This is a genomic window from Rhodobacter sp. CZR27, assembly GCF_002407205.1.
Lineage (GTDB): Bacteria > Pseudomonadota > Alphaproteobacteria > Rhodobacterales > Rhodobacteraceae > Cereibacter_A.
This window is the reverse complement of sequence record NZ_CP023548.1, coordinates 83,175-107,404: the sequence shown is the minus strand read 5'-3', so window position 1 is coordinate 107,404 and position 24,230 is coordinate 83,175. Positions and strand designations below refer to the sequence as shown.

The 24,230-nt window shown below is 69.4% G+C and carries 22 protein-coding genes; 9 read left to right on the top strand and 13 right to left on the bottom strand.

Annotation, left to right across the window (positions count from 1 at the left end):
* On the bottom strand, positions 1-327 hold the full coding sequence (hspQ, locus tag CK951_RS00475; RefSeq protein ID WP_096784314.1) for a heat shock protein HspQ: 327 nt from the start codon (positions 325-327) through the stop codon (positions 1-3).
* Positions 328-610: 283 nt separating this feature from the next.
* Here hspQ and CK951_RS00470 point away from each other — a divergent pair, with 283 nt between their 5' ends.
* Positions 611-1,192 carry a lytic transglycosylase gene (locus tag CK951_RS00470; protein WP_096784313.1) on the top strand — a complete coding sequence of 194 codons (582 nt, stop codon included), beginning with the start codon at positions 611-613 and terminating at the stop codon, positions 1,190-1,192.
* Positions 1,193-1,213: 21 nt separating this feature from the next.
* Here the strand turns inward: CK951_RS00470 and CK951_RS00465 are convergent, their stop codons facing one another.
* The 4 genes from CK951_RS00465 to CK951_RS00450 form a co-directional block, all read right to left on the bottom strand.
* Positions 1,214-1,852 carry an outer membrane lipoprotein carrier protein LolA gene (locus CK951_RS00465; RefSeq protein WP_096787112.1) on the bottom strand — a complete coding sequence of 213 codons (639 nt, stop codon included), beginning with the start codon at positions 1,850-1,852 and terminating at the stop codon, positions 1,214-1,216.
* Between the two features lie 55 nt (positions 1,853-1,907).
* A complete protein-coding gene (locus tag CK951_RS00460) occupies positions 1,908-5,090 on the bottom strand; it encodes a DNA translocase FtsK 4TM domain-containing protein (protein ID WP_096784312.1) in 3,183 nt (1,060 codons plus the stop codon).
* Positions 5,091-5,100: 10 nt separating this feature from the next.
* Entirely contained in the window at positions 5,101-6,279 is a 1,179-nt protein-coding gene (locus CK951_RS00455; protein ID WP_096784311.1) for an aminotransferase class I/II-fold pyridoxal phosphate-dependent enzyme, read from the bottom strand.
* A gap of 122 nt (positions 6,280-6,401) precedes the next feature.
* A complete protein-coding gene (locus tag CK951_RS00450) occupies positions 6,402-7,727 on the bottom strand; it encodes an amidase (protein WP_096784310.1) in 1,326 nt (441 codons plus the stop codon).
* An 81-nt stretch (positions 7,728-7,808) separates the two neighbouring features.
* On the opposite strand from CK951_RS00450, the gene CK951_RS00445 reads away from it, so the two are divergent.
* A complete protein-coding gene (locus CK951_RS00445) occupies positions 7,809-9,035 on the top strand; it encodes an FAD-dependent monooxygenase (RefSeq protein WP_096787111.1) in 1,227 nt (408 codons plus the stop codon).
* Positions 9,036-9,083: 48 nt separating this feature from the next.
* Here the strand turns inward: CK951_RS00445 and CK951_RS00440 are convergent, their stop codons facing one another.
* From CK951_RS00440 to CK951_RS00415, 6 genes are all read right to left on the bottom strand, one after another.
* Positions 9,084-9,263: a Trm112 family protein gene (locus CK951_RS00440; protein ID WP_096784309.1), complete on the bottom strand. Its 180-nt coding sequence runs from the start codon at positions 9,261-9,263 to the stop codon at positions 9,084-9,086.
* Positions 9,260-9,904 (bottom strand): LON peptidase substrate-binding domain-containing protein, encoded by a 645-nt coding sequence (locus tag CK951_RS00435; protein ID WP_198402377.1) that lies wholly within the window; start codon positions 9,902-9,904, stop codon positions 9,260-9,262. Before CK951_RS00435 ends, CK951_RS00440 begins: the two co-directional genes overlap by 4 nt.
* A 27-nt stretch (positions 9,905-9,931) precedes the next feature.
* Entirely contained in the window at positions 9,932-10,846 is a 915-nt protein-coding gene (trxA, locus tag CK951_RS00430; RefSeq protein ID WP_096784307.1) for a thioredoxin, read from the bottom strand.
* A gap of 101 nt (positions 10,847-10,947) precedes the next feature.
* A complete protein-coding gene (locus CK951_RS00425; protein WP_096784306.1) occupies positions 10,948-11,694 on the bottom strand; it encodes a VOC family protein in 747 nt (248 codons plus the stop codon).
* Position 11,695: 1 nt separating this feature from the next.
* Positions 11,696-12,049, bottom strand: coding sequence for a DUF1428 domain-containing protein (locus tag CK951_RS00420; protein WP_096784305.1), 354 nt, complete (start codon positions 12,047-12,049; stop codon positions 11,696-11,698).
* Between the two features lie 12 nt (positions 12,050-12,061).
* Positions 12,062-12,670, bottom strand: coding sequence for a TetR/AcrR family transcriptional regulator (locus tag CK951_RS00415; protein ID WP_096784304.1), 609 nt, complete (start codon positions 12,668-12,670; stop codon positions 12,062-12,064).
* A 191-nt stretch (positions 12,671-12,861) separates the two neighbouring features.
* Here CK951_RS00415 and CK951_RS00410 point away from each other — a divergent pair, with 191 nt between their 5' ends.
* On the top strand, positions 12,862-15,240 hold the full coding sequence (locus CK951_RS00410) for a DEAD/DEAH box helicase (RefSeq protein WP_096784303.1): 2,379 nt from the start codon (positions 12,862-12,864) through the stop codon (positions 15,238-15,240).
* A 93-nt stretch (positions 15,241-15,333) separates the two neighbouring features.
* On the opposite strand, the gene CK951_RS00405 is transcribed toward CK951_RS00410, so the two are convergent.
* Both CK951_RS00405 and CK951_RS00400 read right to left on the bottom strand, forming a co-directional pair.
* Positions 15,334-16,887, bottom strand: a complete 1,554-nt coding sequence (locus CK951_RS00405; protein WP_096784302.1) for a Hint domain-containing protein — start codon at positions 16,885-16,887, stop codon at positions 15,334-15,336.
* A gap of 275 nt (positions 16,888-17,162) precedes the next feature.
* Positions 17,163-17,510 carry a hypothetical protein gene (locus tag CK951_RS00400; RefSeq protein ID WP_096784301.1) on the bottom strand — a complete coding sequence of 116 codons (348 nt, stop codon included), beginning with the start codon at positions 17,508-17,510 and terminating at the stop codon, positions 17,163-17,165.
* 129 nt (positions 17,511-17,639) lie between these two features.
* Here CK951_RS00400 and CK951_RS00395 point away from each other — a divergent pair, with 129 nt between their 5' ends.
* The 6 genes from CK951_RS00395 to CK951_RS00370 all read left to right on the top strand — a co-directional run bounded on the left by CK951_RS00395 (position 17,640) and on the right by CK951_RS00370 (position 24,224).
* Positions 17,640-18,560: an NAD(P)/FAD-dependent oxidoreductase gene (locus CK951_RS00395; RefSeq protein ID WP_096784300.1), complete on the top strand. Its 921-nt coding sequence runs from the start codon at positions 17,640-17,642 to the stop codon at positions 18,558-18,560.
* Positions 18,561-18,717: 157 nt separating this feature from the next.
* Complete coding sequence (locus tag CK951_RS00390; RefSeq protein ID WP_096784299.1) at positions 18,718-20,307, top strand: peptide ABC transporter substrate-binding protein; 1,590 nt, start codon at positions 18,718-18,720, stop codon at positions 20,305-20,307.
* 48 nt (positions 20,308-20,355) lie between these two features.
* Positions 20,356-21,279 carry an ABC transporter permease subunit gene (locus CK951_RS00385; RefSeq protein ID WP_096784298.1) on the top strand — a complete coding sequence of 308 codons (924 nt, stop codon included), beginning with the start codon at positions 20,356-20,358 and terminating at the stop codon, positions 21,277-21,279.
* Between the two features lie 7 nt (positions 21,280-21,286).
* The gene (locus tag CK951_RS00380; protein WP_232520648.1) at positions 21,287-22,393 is read left to right on the top strand and encodes an ABC transporter permease subunit; all 1,107 of its coding nucleotides are present in this window, start codon (positions 21,287-21,289) and stop codon (positions 22,391-22,393) included.
* Between the two features lie 2 nt (positions 22,394-22,395).
* The gene (locus CK951_RS00375; protein ID WP_096784296.1) at positions 22,396-24,018 is read left to right on the top strand and encodes an ABC transporter ATP-binding protein; all 1,623 of its coding nucleotides are present in this window, start codon (positions 22,396-22,398) and stop codon (positions 24,016-24,018) included.
* Between the two features lie 26 nt (positions 24,019-24,044).
* Entirely contained in the window at positions 24,045-24,224 is a 180-nt protein-coding gene (locus CK951_RS00370) for a hypothetical protein (RefSeq protein WP_096787110.1), read from the top strand.
* Positions 24,225-24,230: the final 6 nt, after the last annotated feature.

Genomic DNA, 24,230 nt, shown 5'->3' with positions numbered 1-24,230 from the left:
CTAGTTCAGCTGGAACTGCAGCGGATAGCGCCCGTCCTCGAATTCGCCGAACAGCTCGGAGAGATCGGGATGTTCCACCGGCTCTCCCGTGTCGTCCGGCACGAGGTTCTGCTCGGATACATAGGCCACGTAGTAGCTCTGATCGTTCTCCGCCAGCAGATGGTAGAAGGGCTGGTCGCGGGACGGCCGGCTGTCCTCGGGGATGGCGTCATACCATTCCTCGGTGTTGGAGAACATCGCGTCCACGTCGAAGACGACGCCGCGGAAAGGATGCTTCCGATGACGAAGCACCTGCCCGAGATGATATTTCGCCTCTGTCTTGAGCATGTCTCGCACCCCCGACGACTCCATTATTCCGGCTTCCCTGCTTTTGTCCACAGCCGCCCGCCACACCCCCGGAAACAGTATGTGCCCGCTGCCCATGGAATGCCGCCGACACCTCCGATCGACAGTCACGGCGCGGGCTTCGACCGGTCCGCCTGACATCAAGCTGCTGCGGCAGCGTCAGTTCCCGATGCTCGCATTTTTCTGACCCAGGGCCGGGCGGCAGCCATTTCCCCTACCACCGAATTGCCTTATCCTGCGGTCAAAACAGACACGCGAGGGGCAGATGAGCAGACTTCTCCGCGCGGCGATCCTGCTGGTCTTTTTGGCCTCCTGCGGCGGCGGGCGCTACTCCCCGCCTCGCGATCTGGAGAACGCCTGCAGCATCGTCGCGGAACGGCCGCAATACTACCGCGCCATGAAGACGACCGAGCGCCGCTGGGGCGTGCCGGTCTCGGTCCAGATGGCCACCATCCACCAGGAATCGAAGTTCGTCGGCAACGCCCGGACACCGCACCAGTACCTGCTCGGCATCATCCCGATGGGGCGGCAAAGCTCGGCCTATGGCTACAGCCAGGCGCTCGACGGCACCTGGGAGGAATACATGGACGACCGCGGCAAGCGCCGCGCCCGCCGCGACCGCATCGAGGATGCCACCGACTTCATGGGGTGGTACATGGACGGCACCAGCCGCAGCCTCGGCATCCCGAAGTGGGACGCGACGAACCAGTATCTCGCCTATCACGAGGGTCGGTCGGGCTATGCCCGCGGCAGCCACAACGGCAAGCCCTGGCTTCTGGCGGTTGCCCAGCGTGTCGGCGCGCGCGAGCAACTCTACCGCTCGCAGCTCGCCTACTGCCGCCGCTGACCGGATCGCGAGGCGCGACCGTCAGCGGTTGCGCTTCGCCGCCTCGCTCTGGATGCTGAAGAGCGACGAGGGCAGGTTGCCGCCCTTCTTCATCTCGCCCAGGATCACCGTGGTCTGGTTGCCGGTGTCGTCGGTGATCACCCACTGGCGGAGCGCGACCGGGTTGCCGGTGAACACCATCTCGATGGTGCCATATTCCGGATGCGCCGGGTCCTGCGCCACGACGCGGGTGGTGTTCCTGTCCTCGCGGTGGCCCACCACCATCTTCGCGCGGCCAAGGTCGATGTTCTCGGCCAGGATCAGGCTCAGCGGCGTGCGGCTCAGCGGATACTGCTCGGGCGGCTGGTTCGACTTCGCGTCGAAGATCGCGACCTGACCGCCGCCCGCCATCACGAGGCTCTTTTCCGGCGGGGCATATTCGAAGCGCACGCGGCCGGGGCGCTTGATGAAGATCCGCCCCGTGGACATCGACCCGTCGGCATTCACCTGCGTGAAATCCGCCTCGGCCGTGGTCAGCCGGTTCAGGTAGGTCGAGATCGCGGACAGCGGGATCTTCTCCGCGGCCGCGGGAAGGGCAAAGGCGGCAAAGGCCGCGGCGGCAAGCATCAGGCGCATCGGTTTCATGGTCATGAAGCTAGTCGCTTGCCCCTTGCTGCGCATCCCCGCCACCATCACGTTGCGGCGAGAAAGGTTTCACCCTCGGCCGCCGCGACGCTCACTGCTCCGGCAGCAGGATCTCGCGCTTGCCGACGTGGTTCGCGGCGGTGACGACGCCGTTCTCCTCCATCTGCTCGACGAGCCGCGCGGCCTTGTTGTAGCCGATGCCCAGCTTGCGCTGGATGTAGGAGGTCGAGCACTTGCGGTCCTTGGCGACCACCGCCACCGCCTGATCGTAAAGCGCGTCCTCACCATCGGTATTGCCGCCGAGGCCCAGCACCGCGTCGATCTCGTCGGCCTTGTCGTCCTCGGGGCCTTCCACCACGCCGGACATGTATTTCGGCGGGCCGAAGCTTTTCAGGTGGTTGACGATCTCCTCGACTTCCTCGTCGCTGACGAAGGGGCCGTGGATGCGGGTGATCTTCGCCCCGCCCGCCATGTAGAGCATGTCGCCCATGCCCAGAAGCTGCTCGGCCCCCTGCTCGCCCAGGATGGTGCGGCTGTCGATCTTCGAGGTGACCTGGAAGCTGATCCGGGTCGGGAAGTTCGCCTTGATCGTGCCGGTGATGACGTCGACCGAGGGGCGCTGCGTCGCCATGATCAGGTGGATGCCCGACGCCCGCGCCATCTGCGCGAGGCGCTGGATGCAAGCCTCGATCTCCTTGCCCGCGACCATCATCAGGTCGGCCATCTCGTCCACCACGACGACGATGAAGGGCAGCTTGACCGGCTGGAGGTCCTCGGTCTCGAACACCGGCTCTCCGGTGTCCTCGTCGAAGCCGGTCTGGATCGTCCGCTTGAACATCTCGCCCTTCTCGAGCGCCTCGGACACGCGGCCGTTGTAGCCCTCGATGTTCCGGACGCCGAGCTTGGACATCTTGCGGTAGCGTTCCTCCATCTCGCCCACGACCCACTTGAGGGCGACGACCGCCTTCTTCGGGTCGGTCACCACGGGGGAAAGGAGGTGCGGGATGCCGTCATAGACGGAAAGTTCCAGCATCTTCGGGTCGATCATGATCAGCCGGCATTCCTCGGGCGTCAGCTTGTAGAGGAGGGAGAGGATCATGGTGTTGATCGCCACCGACTTGCCCGAGCCGGTGGTCCCGGCGATCAGCAGGTGGGGCATCTTGGCGAGGTTCGCGACCACCGGCCGACCCGCGATGTCCTTGCCCAGCGCCAGCGGCAGCCGCATCGAACTGTCGCCGAAGTCGCGCGACGACAGGATCTCGCGCAGGATCACCTTTTCGCGGCTGGCGTTCGGCAGTTCGATGCCGATGACGGTCCGCCCCGGCACGGTCGAGACGCGGGCCGAAAGCGCCGACATGGAGCGCGCGATGTCGTCGGCCAGACCGATCACGCGGCTGGCCTTCAGCCCCGGCGCCGGCTCCAGTTCGTAAAGCGTGACGACGGGGCCCGCCTGCGCGTCCACGATCTCGCCCTTCACGCCATAGTCGTCCAGCACGGATTCGAGCATCCGAGCGTTTTCCTTCAGGGCATCGACCGACAGCGTGTTGCGCACGATCGTCGAGGGGCAGGTCAGCAGAGACAGCGGCGGCAGTTCGTAATGCGTCTCCTGCTCCTCGAACCGCATCCGGGGCTGGGCTTCCGCCACCGCCTGCCGCGAGGGCTGCGGCCGCGCCTGCGGCATCTGCACGGCAACCGTCCGCTCCGGCGCGCGCGGCGCGGCCGGCTTCGTCTCGGGCCGCGCGAGGTCGAGCGCCCAGTCGGCGCTGTCGTCGAAATCCTCGTGCTCGCGCCATTCCGGCTCGTCCGGTTCGGCGCCATAGGCATCCGCCTCAAGGGACAGGGCCTCGTCCGACAGATAGTCCTCGTCATCGGCCGGGTAATCGTCGAGGTCCACCGCAAGGCGGGGAGCACGGGCCGAGGCGGTCGCCGCCTCCAGCGCGCTGACGGCAAGGCGGGCGGTCGCGGCGACCGGCCCGCGGCTGGCCACCATGCCCGAGGCGAAGCGGATCTTCTCGCTCGCGACCAGCGGCGGCTCGGGCGGCAGCTCCATCGGGCCGCGGCGGGTGGCGACCAGCGGGGCGGGGCCGGTGCGGCGGCGCGCCACCGGCGGCTCGCGGCGGGCGATGGCGGCGGCGATCGGCGAGAGCGGCGCCGTGGTCTGGCGCACGCGCGAACGGATCACGTCATTGATCCGCGCCTTGATCCGGTCCTCGGTCGGGCCCTCGGCATTCGCGGCCGAGGCGGAAAGCAGGGGCTCGACCAGTTCGGCCTCGGGATCGGCGGCGCGCCGGATCAGTTGCGGCATCCGCGCCAGAAGGCCCGTGCGTTCGCGCACCGGCGCGGGTTCCGGCTCGACATGGCGCGGCTCGGCCCGCAGCACGGCCGGGCGGCCCCATGCCGGCTGCTCGATCACCGCCTCGGGGTCGATGTCCGGCGCGCTCACAGGGCGGAAGCGGCTGAGGAAGCTCGGCCGCGGGGCCGGGGCAGGCTCCGGCTCCGGCTCTGCCTGACGGAACCTGCTGCGCGGACGCGGCATAGCCTCGGCCATCACCGCGGCGTCGACGGCCGCCCGACCCTCGCGATGGGCCTGGATCTTCTCCTGCAGCAGCTGCGCCGCCTGCGCCGAGCCGCGGCCGGCCAGTTGCAGCGCGGTGTTGTAGGTCACGACGAGGCCCACCAGCAGGAACTGCGCGACCGCGCGCAACTCGCGCAGGTCGAAGCCGCAGACGAAGAGGCCCATGGCCACCACCCCGCCGCCGACCAGCAGCGACAGAAGCTTCAGCCCGATGGCCGCGGGCAGCGGCACGATCTCGAGCAGCGCACCCAGCACGGTATCGCCGAAAAGCCCGCCCAGACCGAAGGAATGGGTCCATTCCGGTCCCGGCACATGGGTCGCGGCATAGACCGACCCCAGCGCCACCGCGATCACGGCAAAGACGATGCGGCCCAGCGCGCGCTCCTCGCCCTGATGCAGCATGAAGCGCAGGCCCCAGGCCGCCGAGACGATCGGCAGGCCCCACGAGCCCTTGCCCGCGATGATCATCAGCGTCGAGGCCACCGCCGCCCCGAAGCGGCCAAGCGCGTTCTGCGCCGGCTCGTCCGTCGCGACCATCCAGCCCGGGTCCTCGGGCGAGTAGGTGCCGAGCATCAGCAGGAAGCAGAGCGCCGTGATCAGCAGGCCGATGCCCAGCAGCTCGCGTCCGCGCCGTTCCAGCATCGCCTGCATGTTCTGATCCAGAAGCGGGTCGCGCTGCCGAGCGTTATAGGATGCCATGCTACCGTCCTCACGCGTAAAGGCAGTCGCGGAGCCGGATCAGCCCGCACTGCATTTCGTCCTTCGTGGCCACCATGGCGACCCTGATATAGCCCTTGCCGGGGTTCTCGCCGCCGACCTCGCGCGCAAGATAGGCGCCGGGCAGAACCCGCACCCCGGTCTCGCGCCAGAGATGCAGCGCCGCCTCCTCGCCGTCGGGCACGGGCAGCCAGAGGAAGAAGCCTCCCTCGGGTCCCATATAGCCCTGCATGCCGGAAAACACCTGATCGGCGATGCGGAATTTCTCCTGATAGAGCGCGCGGTTCGCCTCGACATGGGTTTCGTCGGCCCAGGCGCGCTCGGACACCCGCTGCACCGGCAGGGGCAGCGGTGCCCCGGCGAAGGCGCGCAACTGGCGGATGCGGGCGATGCCCTCGGCCCCGCCGGCCACGAAGCCCGACCGCAATCCGGGCAGGTTCGAGCGCTTCGAGAGCGAGTGGAAGGCGAAGACCCGTTCGGGATCGGTGCCTGCCGCGTCCGCCACCTCCAGCGCGCCGACCGGCGGCGCCGTGCGCCAGATCTCGGAATAGCATTCGTCGGCGAAGACGCGGAAATCGTGCTTCTCCGCCAGGGCCATCAGACCCGCCCAGTAATCGCGCGAGGCGACCGCGCCCTGCGGATTGGCTGGCGAGCAGAGATAGGCCAGCGCCGTCCGCTCGAGGACCTCGGCGGGCAGGCCCGCGTAGTCCGGCAGGAAGCCGTTGGAGGCCACCGCCGGCACATAGACCGGCTCGGCCCCCAGCGCGAGCGCGGCCATCGCATAGACCTGATAGAACGGGTTCGGCATCAGCACGACCGGCCGGCGGCCCCGCTTCTGCTCGGGCACCAGCGCAAGGGCTGCGTTGAACAGCCCCTCGCGCGTGCCGTTCAGCACCATCAGGCGATCCGGCCCGACCTCGACGCGATAGCGCCGGGCAAGCCAGCCGGAGATCGCATCCAGAAGTTCCGGCGTGCCGTCGTTCGGCGGATAGACCCCGAAGCCCTGCAGCGAGGCGGCCAGCACCGGGCCGACGAAACCGGGCATGGCATGCTTCGGCTCGCCGATGGTCATGGCAATCGGCTCGCCGCCCGGAGCGTGCGAGTCGAGCAGCTTCCGCAGACGCGGAAATGCGTAATCTGGCAGGTTCGAAAACCGCTCGGGAAATGCCATTGCTGCCTCGTGATCGGGGTCGTAACGCCCCGTTTTGCCGCAGGATAGCGGCAACTTCCCGGAGGGTCCAGAAAAAGGCCCGCGGGCTTCAGGGCCGCGTCGGGCTGTGGCTTTTTCGCCCGTCAGCCGAGCGCCCGCTCGACCGCAAGCCCCAGCCGCAGAAGGCGTTCCTCGCCCATCGGCCTCCCCATGAGCGAGATCCCGCAGGACGGCTGGCCGGTCGGCAGCGTCAGCGCCGGCAGACCGAGCAGGTTGCCGATCCGGGTGTTTCTCAGCGCCAGAAGATTCTCGGTGACGTAATAGTCCTCGTCCGTCATCAGCCGCTCGGCCTGCGGGGGCAGGATCGGCGAGGTCGGCACCAGCACGGCGTCATGCGCGGCGGTCCGCTCGCCCCAGGCCGCCCGCAGTGCCATGAGCCGGCGCCAGCCTGCCACGTAATCCGCCACCCCGACGCTCGCGCCCGAGCGGAACCGTTCGAGGATGCGCGGGAACATCAGCTGCGGCGCCGCCTCGACGGCCTCACGCCAGATCGCATAGGCCTCGCCGGTGAAGAGCGGCCCGGCCAGAGCCATCGCCTCTGCCACCTCGGGCGCCGCCACCCGCTCGATGCGGGCGCCGGCGCGGGCGAGGCGGCCAACGGCCTCCTCGAACCCCTGGGCCGGCGCCTCGCGCAGACCCTCGAGCGCAACCGTCTCCAGCACCAGAAGCCGCGTGCCGGCCAGCGACACGCCGCGCAGGTCCGGCATCGGGCCGCCTTCCAGCGCCGCCAGCAGCATCGCGCAATCCTCGACGCTGCGGGCGATCGGCCCCACGGTGTCGAACCGCTCGGCCAGCGGCACCACGCCGCGCAGCGACAGCCGCCCCGAGGTGGTCTTGAGGCCGGTCAGGTCGTTCCAGGCCGCCGGAATGCGGACCGAGCCGCCGGTATCGGTGCCGATGGCCGCCGGCGCCAGCCCGAAGGCGACCGAGGCCGCCGCCCCGGATGACGAGCCGCCCGGCACGGCGACGGGATCGTTCACACAGGGCGGCGTCGCCGTCACCGGGTTCAGCCCCAGCCCCGAGAACGCCAGCTCCGACATGTGGGTCTTGCCGAGGCAGACGAGACCGCCCAGCGTCGCCGTCGCCAGCACCTCGGCGTCGCGCTCGGGCACGCGCCCCGCGAGCAGCGCCGAACCGGCCTCGGTCGCGATGCCGGCCGTGTCGAACAGGTCCTTCCACGACAGCGGGACCCCGTCCAGCAGCCCTCGCCGCAGGCCGAGCTTTGCCCGCTGGGCCGCGGCCATCGCCTCGGCGCGCGCCCGCGGCCGGGTGAGCCGGGCATAGATGCGGTGGCTTTCCGGGTGGTCCTCGGCGGCGTCGAGGAAGGCCTCGGTCAGTTCGACCGGATGGATCCTTCCGGCCTCGATCCCCCGACCCAGCTCCGCCGCAGTCATCCAAAGCCAGTCCATCTCGCGCTCCCTTGTCCGCGGCGGACGGTAACGCCGCTGCCCTCACTGGACAATCCTGCAAGGCCGGCCATATTGGCCGCCATGATCCAAGATGCCGACATCCTCATCGCCGGCGGCGGCCTGAATGGTCCCGCCCTGGCGCTCGCGCTGGCCCAGACCGGCTTCACGGTGGCGGTGGTCGATGCGCGCCCCGCCCCTGCCCGGGCCGAGGCCGGCTTCGACGGCCGGGCCTATGCGCTGGCACTGGCCTCGAAGCGGCTTTTGTCGGTGCTGGGGCTCTGGCAGGGGGTGGCGGCCCACAGCCAGCCGATCCTGCGGATCGTGACGACCGACGGGACGACGGCGACCGGGCCCTCGCCCTTCTTCCTCGCCTTCGACCATGCCGAGATCGAGGAAGGCCCGATGGGCTTCATGCTCGAGGATCGCTTCCTCTACGCCGCCTTCCTGTCGGCGATGGAGGCCGAGCCGCGCATCCGCCTGATCTCGGGCGCCAGCGTCGAGGCGCAGGAGGTGACGGCCACCGGCGTCACCGTGACGCTTTCGACCGGGGTGCGGCTGACCGGCCGGCTGCTGGTCGGCTGCGACGGGCGGCAGAGCGGCACCGCCACCCGGGCCGGCATCCGGCGGACCGGCTGGGGATACGGCCAGACCGCGCTGGTGACCGCCATCGACCACGAGCGCCCGCACGGAGGCACCGCCTGGCAGTATTTCCTTCCCTCGGGTCCGCTGGCGATCCTGCCGCTGCCGGGCAACCGGTCTTCGATCGTCTGGAGCGAGAGCGACGCGAACGCTGCGGCGATCCAGGCCCTGCCGGACGCCGACTACCTCGACGCACTGCGCCCGCGCTTCGGGGATTTCCTCGGCGGGATCGCGCTTGCCGGCAAGCGCTTCACCTATCCGCTGTCGCTGTCGCTGGCGCACAGCTTCGTGGCGCCGCGGGTCGCGCTGGTGGGCGATGCGGCGCATGGCGTGCACCCGATCGCCGGGCAGGGCCTGAACCTCGGCCTGCGCGACGTCGCGGCCCTGGCCGAGGTGCTCACCCTAGCACGCCGGCGCGGAGAGGACATCGGCTCGCCCCTCGTCCTTCAGCGCTACCAGCAGTGGCGCCGCTTCGACTCCACCCTGCTCGCGATGGGGATGGATACGGTGAACCGGCTGTTCTCGAACGACAACCCGGTCCTGCGCGCGGGCCGCGACCTCGGCATCGGGATCGTGAACGCCCTTCCGGGCCTGCGTCGCGGCTTCATCCGGCAGGCGGCCGGCCTGAGCGGCGATCTGCCGAAGCTGCTGCAGGGCAAGCCGATCTAAGTGCCGCGACATTCCAGGCTGGCTTGGCCCGCCCGGGCAATCCCGCGCCTAGAGGGCGCGGGCTTCCGACACCAGCATGATCGGGATGCCGTCGCGGATCGGAAAGGCCAGATGCGCCGCTTTCGACACCAGTTCCTGCCGCTCGGCATCATAGCTCAGCACGCCCTGGGTCACCGGGCAGACCAGCGCCTCCAGCATCCGGCGGTCGAACAGGGGGGAGTCGCTCATTGCATCACCTCTTCACCAGTGCCGCCCCTCAGGGCGAATTCGATCAGCGTTACCAGTGTTTCGCGCCGGGTTTCAAGCGAGGGCGCCTCGAGCAGCGCCTGCTTGTCCTCGGGATCGAAGGGGCAGAGCATCGAGAGCGAGTTGATCAGCAGCTCCTCCTCGGCCTCGCGCAGTGACCCCCAGTCGGTCGAAAGCTCCATGGCGGCGAAGTAGCGGCCGAGCAGTTCAAGGAAGGCGTCGCGGCGAAAGCCGCAGTCGGTCTCGACCGGGCCGAGGTCGCGGGCGAAGGGCGCCCAGTCCACGTTGCAGCGGCGATAGGGCGTGAAGCCCTGCACCTCCGACACCACGCGAAAGCGCGAGATCCCCGAGAGCGTGATCATGTAGCGCCCGTCCTCGGTCTCGGAAAAGCCGGTCAGGCGGCCCGCGCAGCCGATGGCGTGGAGCCGCTTCTCGGCGCCGTCCGGCACGTCGCGCGGCTGCACCATGCCGATCAGCCGATGCCGCGTCTTCAGCGTATCGTCGAGCATCTGCAGGTAGCGCGGCTCGAAGATGTGCAGCGGCAGCCGGGCCCGGGGCAGCAGCAGCGCACCGGGCAGCGGGAACACGGGGATGACGTCGGGAAGGTCCGCCTGCTTGATCATGGGCTCAGAACTAGCCCGGCCCATGGATCAGGCAAATATCATCGAGGACAGCCGGCGGCGCCCCTTCAGAACGATCGGATCGGTCGGCTTCAGCGCGTCGAAGATGGTGAAAAGCTGCGCCCGGGCCGCCCCGTCATTCCATTCGCGGTCGCGCCGGAACAGCTCCAGCAGCGTCTCCACCGCCTCGTCGATCCGCCCCGCCGCATGAAGCGCGAGCGCGAGGTCAAAGCGCGCCTGGCTGTTCGACGGGTCGGCCTCGACGGCGCGCGTCAGCTCGGCCACCGGGCCGGCCTTGGCGGCCTGCTTGGCCAGCTCGATCTGCGCCTTTGCCGCCTCGAATTCCTTGGCCTTGGCGATGGCGGGCGAGGCCGCATTCGCCAGCCCCTCGGCCTGCGCCAGATCGCCCATCGCCAGATGGCAGCGGATCAACCCGGCATAGGCGGCGGCATTCTCCGGCTCCTCGCCCAGGATCGCGGCGAAGGTCTCCACCGCATCGACGACGGCGCCTTCGGCCAGCATCTCCTCGGCCGCGGCGAGCGCCTCGGAAAGGCCGCCGTCGCCCGCGAGGGCCGCGATCTTGTCGACGAACTTCTTGACCTCCGAAGGCGGCAGCGCGCCCTGGAAGGCATCGACCGGCTGGCCCTGGAAGAAGGCGAAGACCGTGGGGATCGACTGGATGCGCAGCTGTGCCGCGATCATCTGGTTCTCGTCCACGTTGACCTTGACCATGCGGACCTTGCCCTTGGCGGCAATGACCGCGGCCTCGAGCGCGGGGCCGAGCGTCTTGCACGGGCCGCACCAGGGCGCCCAGAAATCGACGATCACCGGGACATCGCGGCTCGCGTCGATCACGTCCACCATGAAGGTCGCTTCCGACGTGTCCTTGACGAGACCGCCCTGCGGAGCGGCGCCATTGGCGGTCTTGTCCCCGAATCCGAGCATGGGTTCTTCCTCCGTCTGACGTGGTGCCCCTATATGCGCGCGGGTCCAGGAAAGTCCAAGAGGCAAAGCGGCCTGCACCTTTAGGCAGGCCGCCTCATGCGTCAGCCGTGGGGTCCGACGAGGCCGAACATGTGGCCCTGCGGGTCGAGGAACTGCGCGATCCACATCTCGCCCGGCACCTCCTGCGGGCCGAACAGGTGCGTTGCGCCCAGCTCCTGCGCCAGCGCGATCGAGGCCGTGACCGAGGCGGTGGTGAAGTAGACCAGCCAGCCCGGCGGCATCATCTGCTCGGGCCGGCGCATGATCCCGCCGATGGCAGGGCCGCCCGCGGCGAACATCTGGTAGGCTCCCATGTCGCCCATGTCCATCGCGCTGTCCCTGGTCCAGACGGCAAAGCCCGCGTAGAAGGCGAACGCCCGTTCGACATCCGAGGCGTAAAGCTCGTCCCAGATAGGGACGCCCGGCGCGCCTTCGGCCGGGCGCGGCATCTCCCCGCGCGGGGCCGGCGTCATCAGGACGAAGGCGGCACCGTCCGGGTCGCGGGACAGACGCATCCGGCCGATGCCCTCCATGTCCTCCGCCGGCGCGTCGAAACGGCCGCCCGAGGCTTCGATGCGGGTGGAGGCGGCCTCGACATCCTCGACATGGATGTAGCCGATCCACCCGGGCGGCTGCGGCGCCTTCGCAGCATAGATTCCCGCGACGCCCGCGCCGCCCGCCATCATCACCCGATAGGGCGGGTCCGACCCCGGGAAGGGCTGCGCCTCCCAGCCGAGGAGGCGGCCATAGAAGGCCACCGCCCCGTCGGGGTCCGGCGTCGTCAGCTCGTGCCAGACGAAGCCGCCCATGTCAGACATCCACGATGGTCTGGAACCCGCCGTAGATCATCCGCTTGCCGTCGAAGGGCATGTCCTTGCCCATCTCGGCCATCTCGGGGTCCTCCATCATCGCCTTCCAGGCGGTGTCGCGAGTCTCCTTGGACGGCCAGACCACCCAGGAGAACACCGCGGCCTCGTCGTCCTCCTGCTTCACCGCCATGCGGAACGAGGTCACCTTGCCCTCGGGCACGTCGTCGCCCCAGGCCTCCACGACCTGGATCGCGCCCAGCTCCTTGAACTTGTCGGCCGCCTTGACGGCGTGGTCGATGTATTTCTGACGGTTGTCCTTCGGAACCGCACAGACGAATCCGTCGACGTAAGGCATCGGAAGTCTCCTTCAGTTGGGGTCAGATCCCGGCTGCGCCGGGGACGTGAACAACAAACCGATGTACCGCTTCAAATGATCCAGAGCGTCCTCGACCGCCGCGGCCCCTCCCCCCGCCTTGGCAAGGATGAACGCGCCCTGCAGCACCGCCTGCATGTGACGGGCGAGGCTGGCCGCCTCGAACCCCGCCACACGGCGCGCTGCCATCGCAGCGGCGATATCGGCCTCGAGCGTTCCGGCATGGCCGAAGATGCTCGCGCCGCAGGCCTCGCGGATCGGCGCAAGGCCATGGGCCTCCTGCACCATCGTGCCCACGAGACAGGTGTAGTCGGCGATCTCGCCCGCCAGCAGCGAGCGGCGGAAGTCGATATAGGCGAACACGCGATCCAGCGGGTCCGCGGGTTCGTGGTAGGAGGCTTCGGCGAAAAGCCTGCCGGTCACTTCGGCCCAGTTTTCCGCCGCTGCCACGCCCAGCGCCTGCTTGCTGGGGAAGTGGTGGAAGAAGGCCCCCTTGGTCACGCCCGCCTCGCGGCAGATCGCATCGACCGAGGTGGCGGCAAACCCCTGTTCGCGGATCAGCCGGGTCGCGGCTTCCAGAAGTCGGGTCCGACCGTCGCCCATTGCGCCTCCCACTCGCTCAACATACCGATCAGTCGGTATGTCGTCAAGCCGCTATACAGCGCGCGACGAATCCTGTATGGCGCCCGGACGGCCCAGATTGCTCGGGACGGCGGGCATGGCACGCCCGTCCGCGAAGGGGACAGGTTGGCCGGCAACCCGGACGCCATGTGCGTCCCCTTCATGGCAGATACATGACTCATACTGATATTGCCGCGCCGCTGGCTGCGGCCCTGGCCGCCAAGGGCTATGACGCCCTGACCCCGGTTCAGGAAGCCGTCCTCGCCGAGGGCGTCTCCGGCCGCGACCTGCTCGTTTCCGCCCAGACCGGCTCGGGCAAGACCGTGGCCTTCGGCATCGCCATCGCCGACGAGATCCTGCAGGGCGCCGACCGGCTGCTGTTCGCCGACGTGCCGCTGGCGCTCGCCATCGCCCCGACGCGCGAACTGGCGCTGCAGGTCGCCCGCGAACTCGGCTGGCTTTACGGCGAGGCCGGCGCGCAGATCGCGACCTGCGTCGGCGGCATGGACTACCGCACCGAGCGCCGGGCGCTGGAACGCGGCGCCCATATCGTCGTGGGCACCCCGGGCCGCCTGCGCGACCACATCGAGCGCGGCTCGCTCGACCTGACCGGCCTGCGCGCCGTGGTGCTGGACGAGGCCGACGAGATGCTCGACCTCGGCTTCCGCGAGGATCTGGAGTTCATCCTGAGCAGCGCGCCCGAAGAGCGTCGCACCCTGATGTTCTCGGCCACCGTGCCGAAGGAGATCGAGGCGCTCGCCAAGGACTTCCAGCGCGAGGCCATGCGCCTGCAAACCGCGGGCGAGCGCAAGCAGCACGCCGACATCGAGTACCGCGCCCTGACCGTCAGCGCCCGCGATCGCGAACACGCGATCTTCAACGTGCTGCGCTATTACGAGGCGCAATCCGCCATCGTCTTCTGCAAGACGCGGCTGGCGGTGAACCACCTTCTCGCCCGCATGGGCAACCGCGGCTTTCAGGTCGTGGCACTGTCGGGGGAACTCAGCCAGCAGGAACGCACCCACGCGCTGCAGGCGCTGCGCGACGGCCGCGCCCGGGTTTGCATCGCGACGGACGTGGCCGCACGCGGCATCGACCTGCCCGGGCTGGAACTGGTGATTCACGCCGACCTGCCCTCGAATTCGGAAACGCTGCTGCACCGCTCGGGCCGGACCGGCCGCGCCGGCGCCAAGGGCGTGTCGGTGCTGGTCGTCGCGCCCTCCGAGGCGCGCAAGGCGCAGCGCCTGCTGACCGGCGCGAAGCTGGTCGCCGACTGGGGCAAACCGCCCTCGGCCGACGAGGTGCAGGAACGCGACGACGCGCGGCTGCTGGAACATCCGGTGCTGGCGCAGGATCTCTCCGACGAAATGCCGCTGGCCGACACGCTGCTCGACCGCTTCGGCCCGCAGCAGATGGCTGCCGCCTTCGTGCGGCTATGGCGCGAAGGTCGCTCGGCGCCCGAGGTGCTGCAGGACCTGACGCCGCCCGAGTCGGCGGCACGGGCCCCGCGCGAACGCGGCGAGTTCGGCGAGGCGGTCTGGTATTCCGTCGGCGTCGGCCATACCGGCCGTGCCGAGGCGCGCTGGCTTCTGCCGAAGATCTGCGAAGCCGGCGGCGTGACCAAGAACGAGATCGGCGCGATCCGCGTCCAGCAGGAAGAGACCTTCGTGCAGATCGCAAAGGCGGCCGCCAGCCGCTTCGGCGACGCGCTGGAGATCGAGGCCGGCGTGGCGATGCGGCGGCTTGCGGGCGAACCCTCGCTGGAGCGGCCCGAGCGGCCGATGCGAAAGCCCCGACCCGACCGCCCCGCCGCCGCCCCGCGCGCCGCGCGCGACGAGGCCGCGCCGCGCCGCGAAAAGGCACCCTACCAGCCGAAGCCGTCCCGCTTCGTCGAGGACGACACGGAAGAGGGTCGCCGCCCCGGCTGGACCCCGGACGACCGTCCGGCCCGGGCACCGCGCGCCCGGCACGACGAGGCCGCGCCGTTCGCGAAGCGTGAAATGCAGGAGGAACGCCGTCCGCGCCGCGAGGCGGCTGGCGAGGGCGAAGAGGCCCGGGCGCCGCGCGAAAAGGCACGCTGGACCCCGCAGGACCGCGCTGAACGCGCGCCGCGCGCGGCCGGGTTCCGGTCCCATGCCGGCAAGTCCGACGCCGCCCCCCGGTCGGCGGGCTACAAGTCCCACGGCGGCGGCGCCGAGGGCAAGCCGCGCTCGGCCGGCTTCAAGTCGCACGGCGGCGCGCCGCGTCCCGAAGGCTACAAGCCGCGCCCGGCCGAGGATCGCTCCGAAGGATACCGCTCGCGGCCGGGCGAGGATCGCCCTGAACGGGCCGCGGGCTTCAAGGCCAAGCGCGAGGAGCGCCCGGCGGGTGCCGGCAAGGCACGCACCGAAGGCGCACCGGCGCGCGGCGGCTTCAAGAAGGACGGGCTGAAGACCGGCGGCGCGAAGGCCGCTGGGGCGAAGCCGGGCGGGTTCAAGAAGGATGCGCCGCGCAAGGCTCCGAAGCCGGACGCGCAGGACACCAGCCGTCGGTTCACGCCGCCGAAGAAGTAAAAGGCAGCCGGGGTGGCACCGCGCCACCCCGGCCCGCCGCAAGCTCGAATGGCGCGGCCGCAGCCGCTCCCGCCGCTGCGGAACGCCCTGCGGTCAGGCCGCCAGCAGGGCGCGCACCTCGTGGGCGCGCAGCGTCGGACGCGCTGCCGTGAAGAGCTTTCCGCCCGCCTCGCCCTGCAGTTCCGGGAAGATCGCGAACAGCTCGGCCCGCTGGTCGGCATCAAGACCATCGAGCGTCCGGTCGCCGGGCTGGAAGCTTTCGGTCCAGGCGCCATCGGCCATGACGATCTCGTGCCGGTCGAAGAGGATGTGTATATAGGTTACCTCCTCCACCGCCGCTTCCTCGACGCCCGGCAAACTGAGAAGGTGGAGCGCCCGAACCAGCACCTCGCCCTCGCCGAACAGCAGTTCGGCCCGCGCGCCCCAGACCAGCATGCGGTGCTGGCGCGAGACCATCATGTCGCGCTCCGGCCGGCAGGGGCCCAGCGCGCCGCGCCGGATCAGGATCGGCCGCAACTCGGGCGCCCGCGCCAGCACTTCGGGGCCGAGGCGGCGCTTGCCCACCCAGCGTAGCGGCAGGTAGCCGTTGTCGCGTGTCAGCACCATGTCGCCGGCCTTCAGCGCCTCGACGGCGACCTCGCCGCGCAGGGTCAGGATCCGGGTCCCGGGAGTGAAGCAGGGAACCGCGCGGATCTCCTCGATGTCCTGGAACCGGACGGACTGCGGGCCGTCCGGCGTCTGGAAGTGGATGTAGCCGGATTCGGAGCCCGGCGCGTCCCGGACGATCGTGTAGTGCCGGTTGCCGCCGGTGTTCAGGATCAGGACGTCCCGGTCGCTTCCATCGGCACTCTCGCCGCCAATGATCACGTCACCGGCGCCGGCAAGCAGCGTGTCGTTGCCTGCTCCGCCGGTCAGCGTGTCGCTGCCCTCGCCGCCGTCGAGCAGATCGGCCCCGTCCCCGCCGTCAAGCTGGTCGTTGCCGGTCCCGCCCGAAAGGATATCGGCGTCCGCGCCGCCGGACAGGCTGTCGTCCCCCGCACCGCCGTCGAGGATGTCCCGGCCTGCATCGCCCTGCAGCGTGTCGTTGCCCGTGCCGCCCTCGACCAGATCGTCGCCCGCACCGCCGATGACGCTGTCGTTGCCGTCATCGCCGTAAAGGCTGTCGGCCCCGCCACGCCCGTCGATGGTATCGTTTCCGCCGCCGCCGCGGATGACGTTGGTGAAGGTATCGTCGGCACCCGTTCCGACCTGGTCGAACCCCGTCAGCCGGTCGTTGTAGGCCGAGCCTGTCAGCCCGTCGATCCCCTCGAAGCTGTCGCCGTCGGCGTCCCCGCCCCACGCGGTCCCGTTCGTCAGGTTGACGGTCACCCCCGCGTTCGACCCGCTGTAATCGGCGATGTCCAGCCCCCGCCCGCCGCTGAGCGCATCCCCGCCCGCGCCGCCGCTGAGGGTGTCGTTGCCGTCGCCACCATCCAGCAGGTCGCGACCGGCGTCGCCCGCGAGCGAATCGTCCCCGGTGCCACCGCGGAGGATGTCATTGCCCCCGCCCCCCTTCAGCGTGTCATTGCCCGCGAGGCCATCGACATCATCCTTGCGATCCGACCCCTCGAAAAAGTCGTCGCCGTTCGTGCTCTTGAAGTTTGCCATTCGTGCGCGCCTTCGGGACCCCTGATGCCGAGCTATCATAGGAAAGAGAGCTTTTTCGGATCTGATTGCGGCGAATTTGAGTCACTTTCCTCGGCAAGAGCGCACAGTGGCGGGGCCGTCGCCGCCAGATCGCGCACAGGCTGCCCCGCCGCCTCCTGCCACGCGCAGGGCCCCCGGATCGCGCGCGCGGGCAGGCCGAGCGGCCATTGCGAAATCACCGGATATCGGGCGAAAGACGCTGGTCCCGCATTTGCGCGGGCAAGGCGGTCCGGCGGCTAGACCGGGGGCGCGAGGTGGATGGAGACCCGCAGGCGCGGGCCTGATCCCGCCACCAGCGCAAAGACGTGGCAGCCGTTGTCAAGCAGGGCCGCGAGCATGCGGACGGGCAGCGGCGGAAGCTCGGCCACCGCACCGCCGGCCTCGTCCAGCAGCAGGACCGCCCCCGACACGAAGGGGCGGCGCGGGTCGCGGACAAGGCTCAGTCGCGCACCCTCGGCCGGAATGGCATCGGGATCAAGGGGACGTGCCTCGCAGTCCAGCACCTTGACGGCGGCCGAGCCTGTTCGAAGGGCACGATCCGCGACGACGCCTGCAGTCTGCAACGGCTCCCCGGTCGCGATCATCCGGCAACTCTCCCCTGACACCACGCGGCCGAAGCCCGATGGGCCGTGGCCATTCCTGCAATATGATCATCCCGAGCGGAACGACAATCGTCCCCCGAAGGTTCCGGGTGAAGAAGCTGCGGAGGGAACATGGACCAAACGTCCGACTGCATCGTGGTGGGCGCCGGACCCGCCGGCCTGACCGCCGCCATTTTCCTCGCCCGGTTCCGGCGCAACGTCACGCTGCTCGACGGCGGGGAAAGCCGCGCCTCGTTGATCCCGCGCTCGCACAACCACCCCGCCTTTCCGGACGGGATCGGCGGCCCTGACCTGCTTGCACGGATGCGCGAACAGCTCTCCCGGTTCGGCGTGGAGCCGCGCCGCGCCGCCGCAACGACCGCCAAGGTGCTGGCGGACGGCCGCATCGCGGTCGGCACCGAGGGCGGGACGCTTCTGACCCGGCAACTGATCCTCGCCACCGGGATCCGCGACCGCCTGCCGGACCTGCCGGACGCCGTGGCGCGGGTGCGCGAGGGCATCATCCGCCAGTGCCCGATCTGCGACGCCTACGAGGTGATCGACCGTCGCATCGCGGTGCTGGGCCATGCCGGCTGTGCGATCGGCGAGGCGCTGTTCCTGCGCGGCTACACGGCCGATCTGACGCTGGTCACCCTGACGCCGGTCGAACTGCCGGCCGACCAGCGCGAGATGCTGGACCATGCCGGGGTGCGGATCGAGGCGCGGCCGGTCCGCAGGATCGAGGCCGGCGGCGACGTCGGCGTTGTTCTGCATTTCGGCGATGGATCGGAGGCGCAGTTCGATGCCGCCTATGCGGGATTCGGGAACGATCCGCAGACCATGCTCGCACGCGAACTGGGCCTGCCGCTGTCGCCGGATGGACGGATCGAGACGGACGCGCGCCAGCGCACCGGCCTGCCCGGCGTCTGGGCCGCCGGCGACGTGGTGACCGGCCTCAACCAGATCGCCGTCGCGATGGCGCAGGCCGAGGTCGCAGCCACCGACATCCACAACCGCCTGCGCATTGCCGAGGGTCGGGCGCTGGCGCCCTGACGCGGTGGCGGAACCGGGCCGGGGGCCGCGGGTTCGATCCGCAGCCGGCGGATTTCCGCTCAGATCCTCATGCCGTTGCGGCACCACGGCTTCCGGGACGGCGGGCCGGTGCGGATAGATCAACACAACCAGAACGACAACAAGGAGGACCTTCGCCATGATTTCGCTCTCGATCCGCACGGGCGTCTGCGCCCTTGCCCTTCTCGCGGGGACGGCCGGGATCGCCGCTGCACAGGTCACGCTCGTCCGCGGCAACGACACGGACCCTGCGACGCTCGACCATCACCTCACCTCGACGGTGTCGGAATCCAACATCCTGCACGACCTGTATGAGGGTCTGGTCGTGCATGACGCGAAGGCCGAGGTGGTGCCGGGAGTGGCGGAAAGCTGGGAGATCTCCCAGGACGGCCTGACCTATACCTTCAAGCTGCGCCCCACGGCGAAATGGTCGAATGGCGACCCCGTGACCGCCGGCGACTTCGTCTTCGCCTACCGCCGGATCATGACGCCAGCCACCGCGGCGGGCTATGCCAGCATCCTCTTCCCGATCAAGAACGCGGAAGCCATCACGGCCGGCCAGATGCAGCCCGAGGAACTGGGCGTCGAGGCGGTGGACGACCACACGCTGAAGATCACGCTGAACGCGCCCACGCCCTATTTCCTGGAGCTGATGACCCACCAGACCGCGCTGCCGATGCACCGCAAGACGGTCGAGGCGGAGGGCGCGAACTTCACCAAGCCCGGCGTGCTGGTCACGAACGGCGCCTACATGCTGGAACGCTTCGTTCCGAACGACCGGATCGTGATGGCGAAGAACCCGCATTTCCACCGCGCCGCCGAGGTGAAGATCGACCGCGTCGAATGGGTGCCCTTCGAGGACCGCTCGGCCTGCCTGCGCCGCTTCGAGGCCGGCGAGGTGCAGATCTGCTCGGACGTGCCGGCGGAACAGATGACCTACATGCGCGAGAACCTGGGCGACCAGCTGCGCATCGCGCCCTATCTGGGCACCTACTACCTGCCGGTGAAGGGCGCCGACGGCAGCCCGCTGAAGGACCCGAAGGTCCGGCAGGCGATCTCCATGGTGATCGACCGCGAGTTCCTCGCCACCGAGGTCTGGCAGGAGACGATGCTGCCCGGCTATTCGATGGTCCCGCCGGGCATCGCCAACTATGTCGAGCAGCCCCCGATGCTCGACTATGCCGAGGCGGACCTTCTCGACCGCGAGGACAAGGCCAAGGCGCTGCTTCAGGAGGCGGGCGTGTCCGAGGGCAGCCTGACCGTGCAGCTCTCCTACAACTCGGGCGAGAACCACAAGAACACGATGACGGCGGTGGCCGACATGTTGAAGAACGTCGGCATCAACGCCACGCTGAACGAGATGGAGGGGACGGGCTACTTCAACTACCTGCGCGAGGGCGGCGCCTTCGACATCGTGCGCGCGGGCTGGATCGGCGACTATTCCGATCCGCAGAACTTCCTGTTCCTGTTCGAATCCGACGTGCAGTTCAACTATCCGCGCTGGAAGAACGCCGACTATGACGCGCTGCTGACCAAGGCCGAGACCACGCTCGACCTGCAGGAGCGCGCCGCGGTTCTGGCCGAGGCCGAGACGCTGCTGCTGGCCGAGGTGCCGGCCATCCCGATCCTGACCTATTCCTCGCGCTCGCTGGTGGCCGACAAGGTGCAGGGCTACGAGGACAACATCCAGGATGCCCACCGCACCCGCTGGCTCTCGCTGACCGAGTGACGGCACCGGGGCGGGCCGCCGGCCCGCCCGCTTTTGCGAGGGCTTCCCATGTTGCGTTACACCCTGAGACGGCTCTCCAGCGCCGTGCCGACCGTCTTCATCATCGTCACGCTGACCTTCTTCATGATCCGGCTGGCGCCCGGCGGGCCGTTCGACCTTGAACGCCCGCTAGACCCGCTGATCATGGAGAACCTCAAGCGGGCCTATGACCTCGATGGCTCGCTCTGGTCGCAATACCTGACCTACATGGGGAACCTGCTGAGGGGCGACCTCGGCCCGAGTTTCACGAAGCGCGATTTCACGGTGAACGACCTCTTCGCCGCCGGATTGCCGGTGTCGATGCTGCTGGGGGGCCTCGCGATCTCGCTTGCCGTGCTGATCGGCACGGCGCTGGGGGCGCTTGCGGCGCTGCGGCAGAACTCGTGGCTCGATTATTCCATCGTGGGGCTCGCAACCTTCGGCATCACCACGCCGAACTTCGTGGTGGCGCCGCTCCTCAGCCTGTTCTTCGGCGTCATGCTGCGCTGGCTGCCCGCGGGGGGCTGGTCGGCGTCCGACCCTGCCTACTGGGTGTTGCCGGTGGTGACGCTGGCGCTGCCGCAGGTGGCGGTGATCGCGCGACTGGTACGCGGCGCGACGATCGAGGCGCTGCGCTCGAACCACGTCCGCACGGCGCGGGCCTATGGCCTTCCGGCGCGGACCGTGGTGGTGAAGCACGCGCTGCGTGCCGCGATGCTGCCGGCGGTCAGCTATCTGGGGCCGACCGCGGCGGGGTTGCTGACCGGCTCGGTCGTGGTCGAGACCATCTTCGGCCTGCCCGGCATCGGACGGTACTTCGTGCAAGGTGCCTTGGGGCGCGACTACACGCTGGTCATGGGCACGGTGGTGGTGATCGCGCTCTTCATCCTGCTGTTCAACCTGATCGTGGACCTGCTCTACACCCTTCTCGACCCGCGGGTGCGCTATGACTGAAGCGCCCATGAGTATCGCCCCGAAGGCCGTGGCCGGCCGCTCGCTCTGGCAGGACGCGTGGATCCGGCTGCGGCGCAACCGCGCCGCGGTCGCCTCGGCGCTGGTGCTGGCCTTCCTTGCGCTGGTGGGGATCTTCGGCCCCTGGCTCAGCCCGCACGACTACACCCGCGTCTACCCGCAATTCGTGCGCGCGCCGGCGAGCCTCGAGCCCTATCCGCGCGCCGACGTGGTAATCCCGAATTTCGAACGCACCATGGCTCGCGCCCGGATCGAGGGCACGCCGGTGCTGGAGAACGGCATCGTCTCGGTCGACATCACCGACGACGAGCCGATCGACGAGCGCATCCTGCGCTATTTCCAGCGCTCGGACCTGTTCCTGAATCCGAAGCTCGAACTTGGCCCCGACGGGCGCAGCGGCACGCTGACGGCCGAGGTCGAGCAGCTCTATTTCCTGTTCGGCACCGACGCGATCGGCCGGGACCTGATGTCGCGCATCTTCATCGGGGTGCGGATCTCGCTGGCCATCGGGCTTCTCGCCTCGGCGATGGCGCTGCTCTTGGGCGTCGCCTACGGGGCGATCTCGGGGTATCTGGGCGGACGGGTGGACAACGTGATGATGCGGGTGGTGGACATCCTCTATTCGCTGCCGTTCATCTTCTTCGTGATCCTGCTGGTGGTGTTCTTCGGGCGGAACCTCGTCATCATCTTCATCGCCATCGGCGCGACCGAATGGCTCGACATGGCCCGCATCGTCCGCGGCCAGACCCTCAGCCTGAAGCGGCAGGAGTTCGTGCAGGCCGCCGAGGCGCTGGGATCGACCCGCGCGGGCATCCTGATGCGCCATATCGTGCCGAACACGCTGGGGCCGGTGATCGTCTTCGTCACCCTGCTGGTCCCGAAGGCGATCCTGCTGGAAAGCCTGCTGTCCTTCCTCGGCCTCGGGGTGCAGGAACCCTTGACCTCGCTCGGCCTGCTGATCTCGGAGGGCGCTGCCAACATGCGCGGCGCGCCGTGGCTCCTGATCTGGCCCGCCCTCACGCTGACCGCGATCCTCTTTGCGCTGAACTTCCTTGGCGACGGATTGCGCGACAGCCTCGACCCGAAGGACCGCTGACGATGGAGCCGGTTCTCGACGTGAAGGGCCTGCGGGTCACCTTCCAGACCAACGACGGCGAGGTGCAGGCGGTGCGCGGCATCGACCTCACCGTGATGCCCGGCGAGACCGTCGCCATCGTCGGCGAAAGCGGATCGGGGAAAAGCCAGACGACCATGGCGCTGATGGGCCTGCTTGCGCAGAACGGCCGCGCCACCGGCTCGGCCCGCTACCGGGGGCGCGAGCTGATCGGCCTGCCAGAGCGCGAGCTGAACAAGGTCCGTGGCGACAAGATCACCATGATCTTCCAGGAACCGATGACCTCGCTCGACCCGCTCTACCGGATCGGCGAGCAACTGGCCGAGCCCTTGCGCTTCCACCGGGGCCTCTCGAAGCGCGCTGCCCGGCCGCGGATCATCGACCTGCTGCGCCTCGTCGGCATTCCCGAGCCGGAACGGCGGATCGACAGCTACCCGCACGAACTGTCGGGCGGGCAGCGCCAGCGGGTGATGATCGCGATGGCCTTGGCCTGCGATCCCGACATCCTGATCGCGGACGAACCCACGACGGCGCTCGACGTGACGATCCAGGCGCAGATCCTCGCGCTGCTGGCGGATCTCCAGCAGAGGCTGGGCATGGCGATCCTGTTCATCACCCACGACCTCGGCATCGTGCAGCGCTTCGCCGACCGGGTCTATGTGATGCAGGCGGGAGAGGTGGTCGAGACCGGCGAGACGGGGCGGCTCTTCACTGCGCCGCGGCATCCCTACACGCGGATGCTGCTGGATGCCGAGCCCGGGGGGCACAAGCTGCCCCCGCCCGAGACCGCCCCCGTGCTGATGGAGGGGCGGCAGGTCGAGGTGACCTTCACCCGGGGCGGCGGGCTGTTCTCGAAGCCCGACGAGTTGCGCGCGGTGGACGGGGTGTCGGTCCGGCTGCGGCAGGGGCAGACCATCGGCATCGTCGGCGAAAGCGGTTCGGGCAAGTCCACGCTGGGCCGGGCCTTGCTCAGGCTCCTGCCCTCGACGGGGCTGGTCAGCTTCGAGGGGCGCGAACTGAGCCGCGACGCGGCCGAGATGCGCCCCCTGCGGCGGCGGATGCAGCTGGTGTTCCAGGACCCGTTCGGCAGCCTCTCGCCGCGGATGACGGTGGGCCGGATCATCACCGAGGGCCTGAAGATCCACGAGCCGGACCTTTCGGGGCGCGAGCGCGACCGGCGCGCCGGCGAGGCGCTGGCCGAGGTGGGCCTGTCGCCCGACATGCGCAACCGCTACCCGCACGAGTTCTCGGGCGGGCAGCGCCAGCGCATCGCCATCGCGCGGTCGATGATCCTGAAGCCGAAGCTGATCGTGCTGGACGAGCCGACGTCGGCGCTGGACAGGTCGGTGCAGAAGCAGATCGTTGACCTGCTGCGCGACCTGCAGGCGCGCCACGACCTGTCCTACCTGTTCATCAGCCATGATCTTGCGGTAGTGCGGGCGCTGTCCGACTACATCGTGGTGATGAAGGAGGGTCGCATCGTCGAGGAAGGCCAGACCGACCAGATCTTCGACCAGCCGCGGGAACCCTATACCCGGACGCTGATGGCAGCCGCGCTCGAGACGCGCCGCTTCCGGGACGAGGCGGTGGAACGGATGACCCCCTGAGCGGTTCAGCCGGCATGGAGGACATCATGGCAGACAAGGACAAGTCCGCGCCGGGCGACCGCCGGCGCGAGGGCAACGTGGTCGACCAGCGCCAGCAGCAGATCGACCCGGCCGGAAAGGGCCGCGAGGATCCGGGCGAGGCGGGGCCGAAGCGCTCGCAGAAGCAGCCGGGCCAGGATCCGAAGGACCCGCAGGACGGGGCCTGACGTCGC

Excerpts from the sequence above, each read along its gene's own strand:
- hspQ (WP_096784314.1), bottom strand. The coding sequence starts at position 327 with ATGCTCAAGACAGAGGCGAAATATCATCTCGGGCAGGTGCTTCGTCAT.
- CK951_RS00470 (WP_096784313.1), top strand. The coding sequence starts at position 611 with ATGAGCAGACTTCTCCGCGCGGCGATCCTGCTGGTCTTTTTGGCCTCC.
- CK951_RS00465 (WP_096787112.1), bottom strand. The coding sequence starts at position 1,852 with ATGCGCAGCAAGGGGCAAGCGACTAGCTTCATGACCATGAAACCGATG.
- CK951_RS00460 (WP_096784312.1), bottom strand. The coding sequence starts at position 5,090 with ATGGCATCCTATAACGCTCGGCAGCGCGACCCGCTTCTGGATCAGAAC.
- CK951_RS00455 (WP_096784311.1), bottom strand. The coding sequence starts at position 6,279 with ATGGCATTTCCCGAGCGGTTTTCGAACCTGCCAGATTACGCATTTCCG.
- CK951_RS00450 (WP_096784310.1), bottom strand. The coding sequence starts at position 7,727 with ATGGACTGGCTTTGGATGACTGCGGCGGAGCTGGGTCGGGGGATCGAG.
- CK951_RS00445 (WP_096787111.1), top strand. The coding sequence starts at position 7,809 with ATGATCCAAGATGCCGACATCCTCATCGCCGGCGGCGGCCTGAATGGT.
- CK951_RS00440 (WP_096784309.1), bottom strand. The coding sequence starts at position 9,263 with ATGAGCGACTCCCCCCTGTTCGACCGCCGGATGCTGGAGGCGCTGGTC.
- CK951_RS00435 (WP_198402377.1), bottom strand. The coding sequence starts at position 9,904 with ATGATCAAGCAGGCGGACCTTCCCGACGTCATCCCCGTGTTCCCGCTG.
- trxA (WP_096784307.1), bottom strand. The coding sequence starts at position 10,846 with ATGCTCGGATTCGGGGACAAGACCGCCAATGGCGCCGCTCCGCAGGGC.
- CK951_RS00425 (WP_096784306.1), bottom strand. The coding sequence starts at position 11,694 with ATGGGCGGCTTCGTCTGGCACGAGCTGACGACGCCGGACCCCGACGGG.
- CK951_RS00420 (WP_096784305.1), bottom strand. The coding sequence starts at position 12,049 with ATGCCTTACGTCGACGGATTCGTCTGTGCGGTTCCGAAGGACAACCGT.
- CK951_RS00415 (WP_096784304.1), bottom strand. The coding sequence starts at position 12,670 with ATGGGCGACGGTCGGACCCGACTTCTGGAAGCCGCGACCCGGCTGATC.
- CK951_RS00410 (WP_096784303.1), top strand. The coding sequence starts at position 12,862 with ATGACTCATACTGATATTGCCGCGCCGCTGGCTGCGGCCCTGGCCGCC.
- CK951_RS00405 (WP_096784302.1), bottom strand. The coding sequence starts at position 16,887 with ATGGCAAACTTCAAGAGCACGAACGGCGACGACTTTTTCGAGGGGTCG.
- CK951_RS00400 (WP_096784301.1), bottom strand. The coding sequence starts at position 17,510 with ATGATCGCGACCGGGGAGCCGTTGCAGACTGCAGGCGTCGTCGCGGAT.
- CK951_RS00395 (WP_096784300.1), top strand. The coding sequence starts at position 17,640 with ATGGACCAAACGTCCGACTGCATCGTGGTGGGCGCCGGACCCGCCGGC.
- CK951_RS00390 (WP_096784299.1), top strand. The coding sequence starts at position 18,718 with ATGATTTCGCTCTCGATCCGCACGGGCGTCTGCGCCCTTGCCCTTCTC.
- CK951_RS00385 (WP_096784298.1), top strand. The coding sequence starts at position 20,356 with ATGTTGCGTTACACCCTGAGACGGCTCTCCAGCGCCGTGCCGACCGTC.
- CK951_RS00380 (WP_232520648.1), top strand. The coding sequence starts at position 21,287 with ATGAGTATCGCCCCGAAGGCCGTGGCCGGCCGCTCGCTCTGGCAGGAC.
- CK951_RS00375 (WP_096784296.1), top strand. The coding sequence starts at position 22,396 with ATGGAGCCGGTTCTCGACGTGAAGGGCCTGCGGGTCACCTTCCAGACC.
- CK951_RS00370 (WP_096787110.1), top strand. The coding sequence starts at position 24,045 with ATGGCAGACAAGGACAAGTCCGCGCCGGGCGACCGCCGGCGCGAGGGC.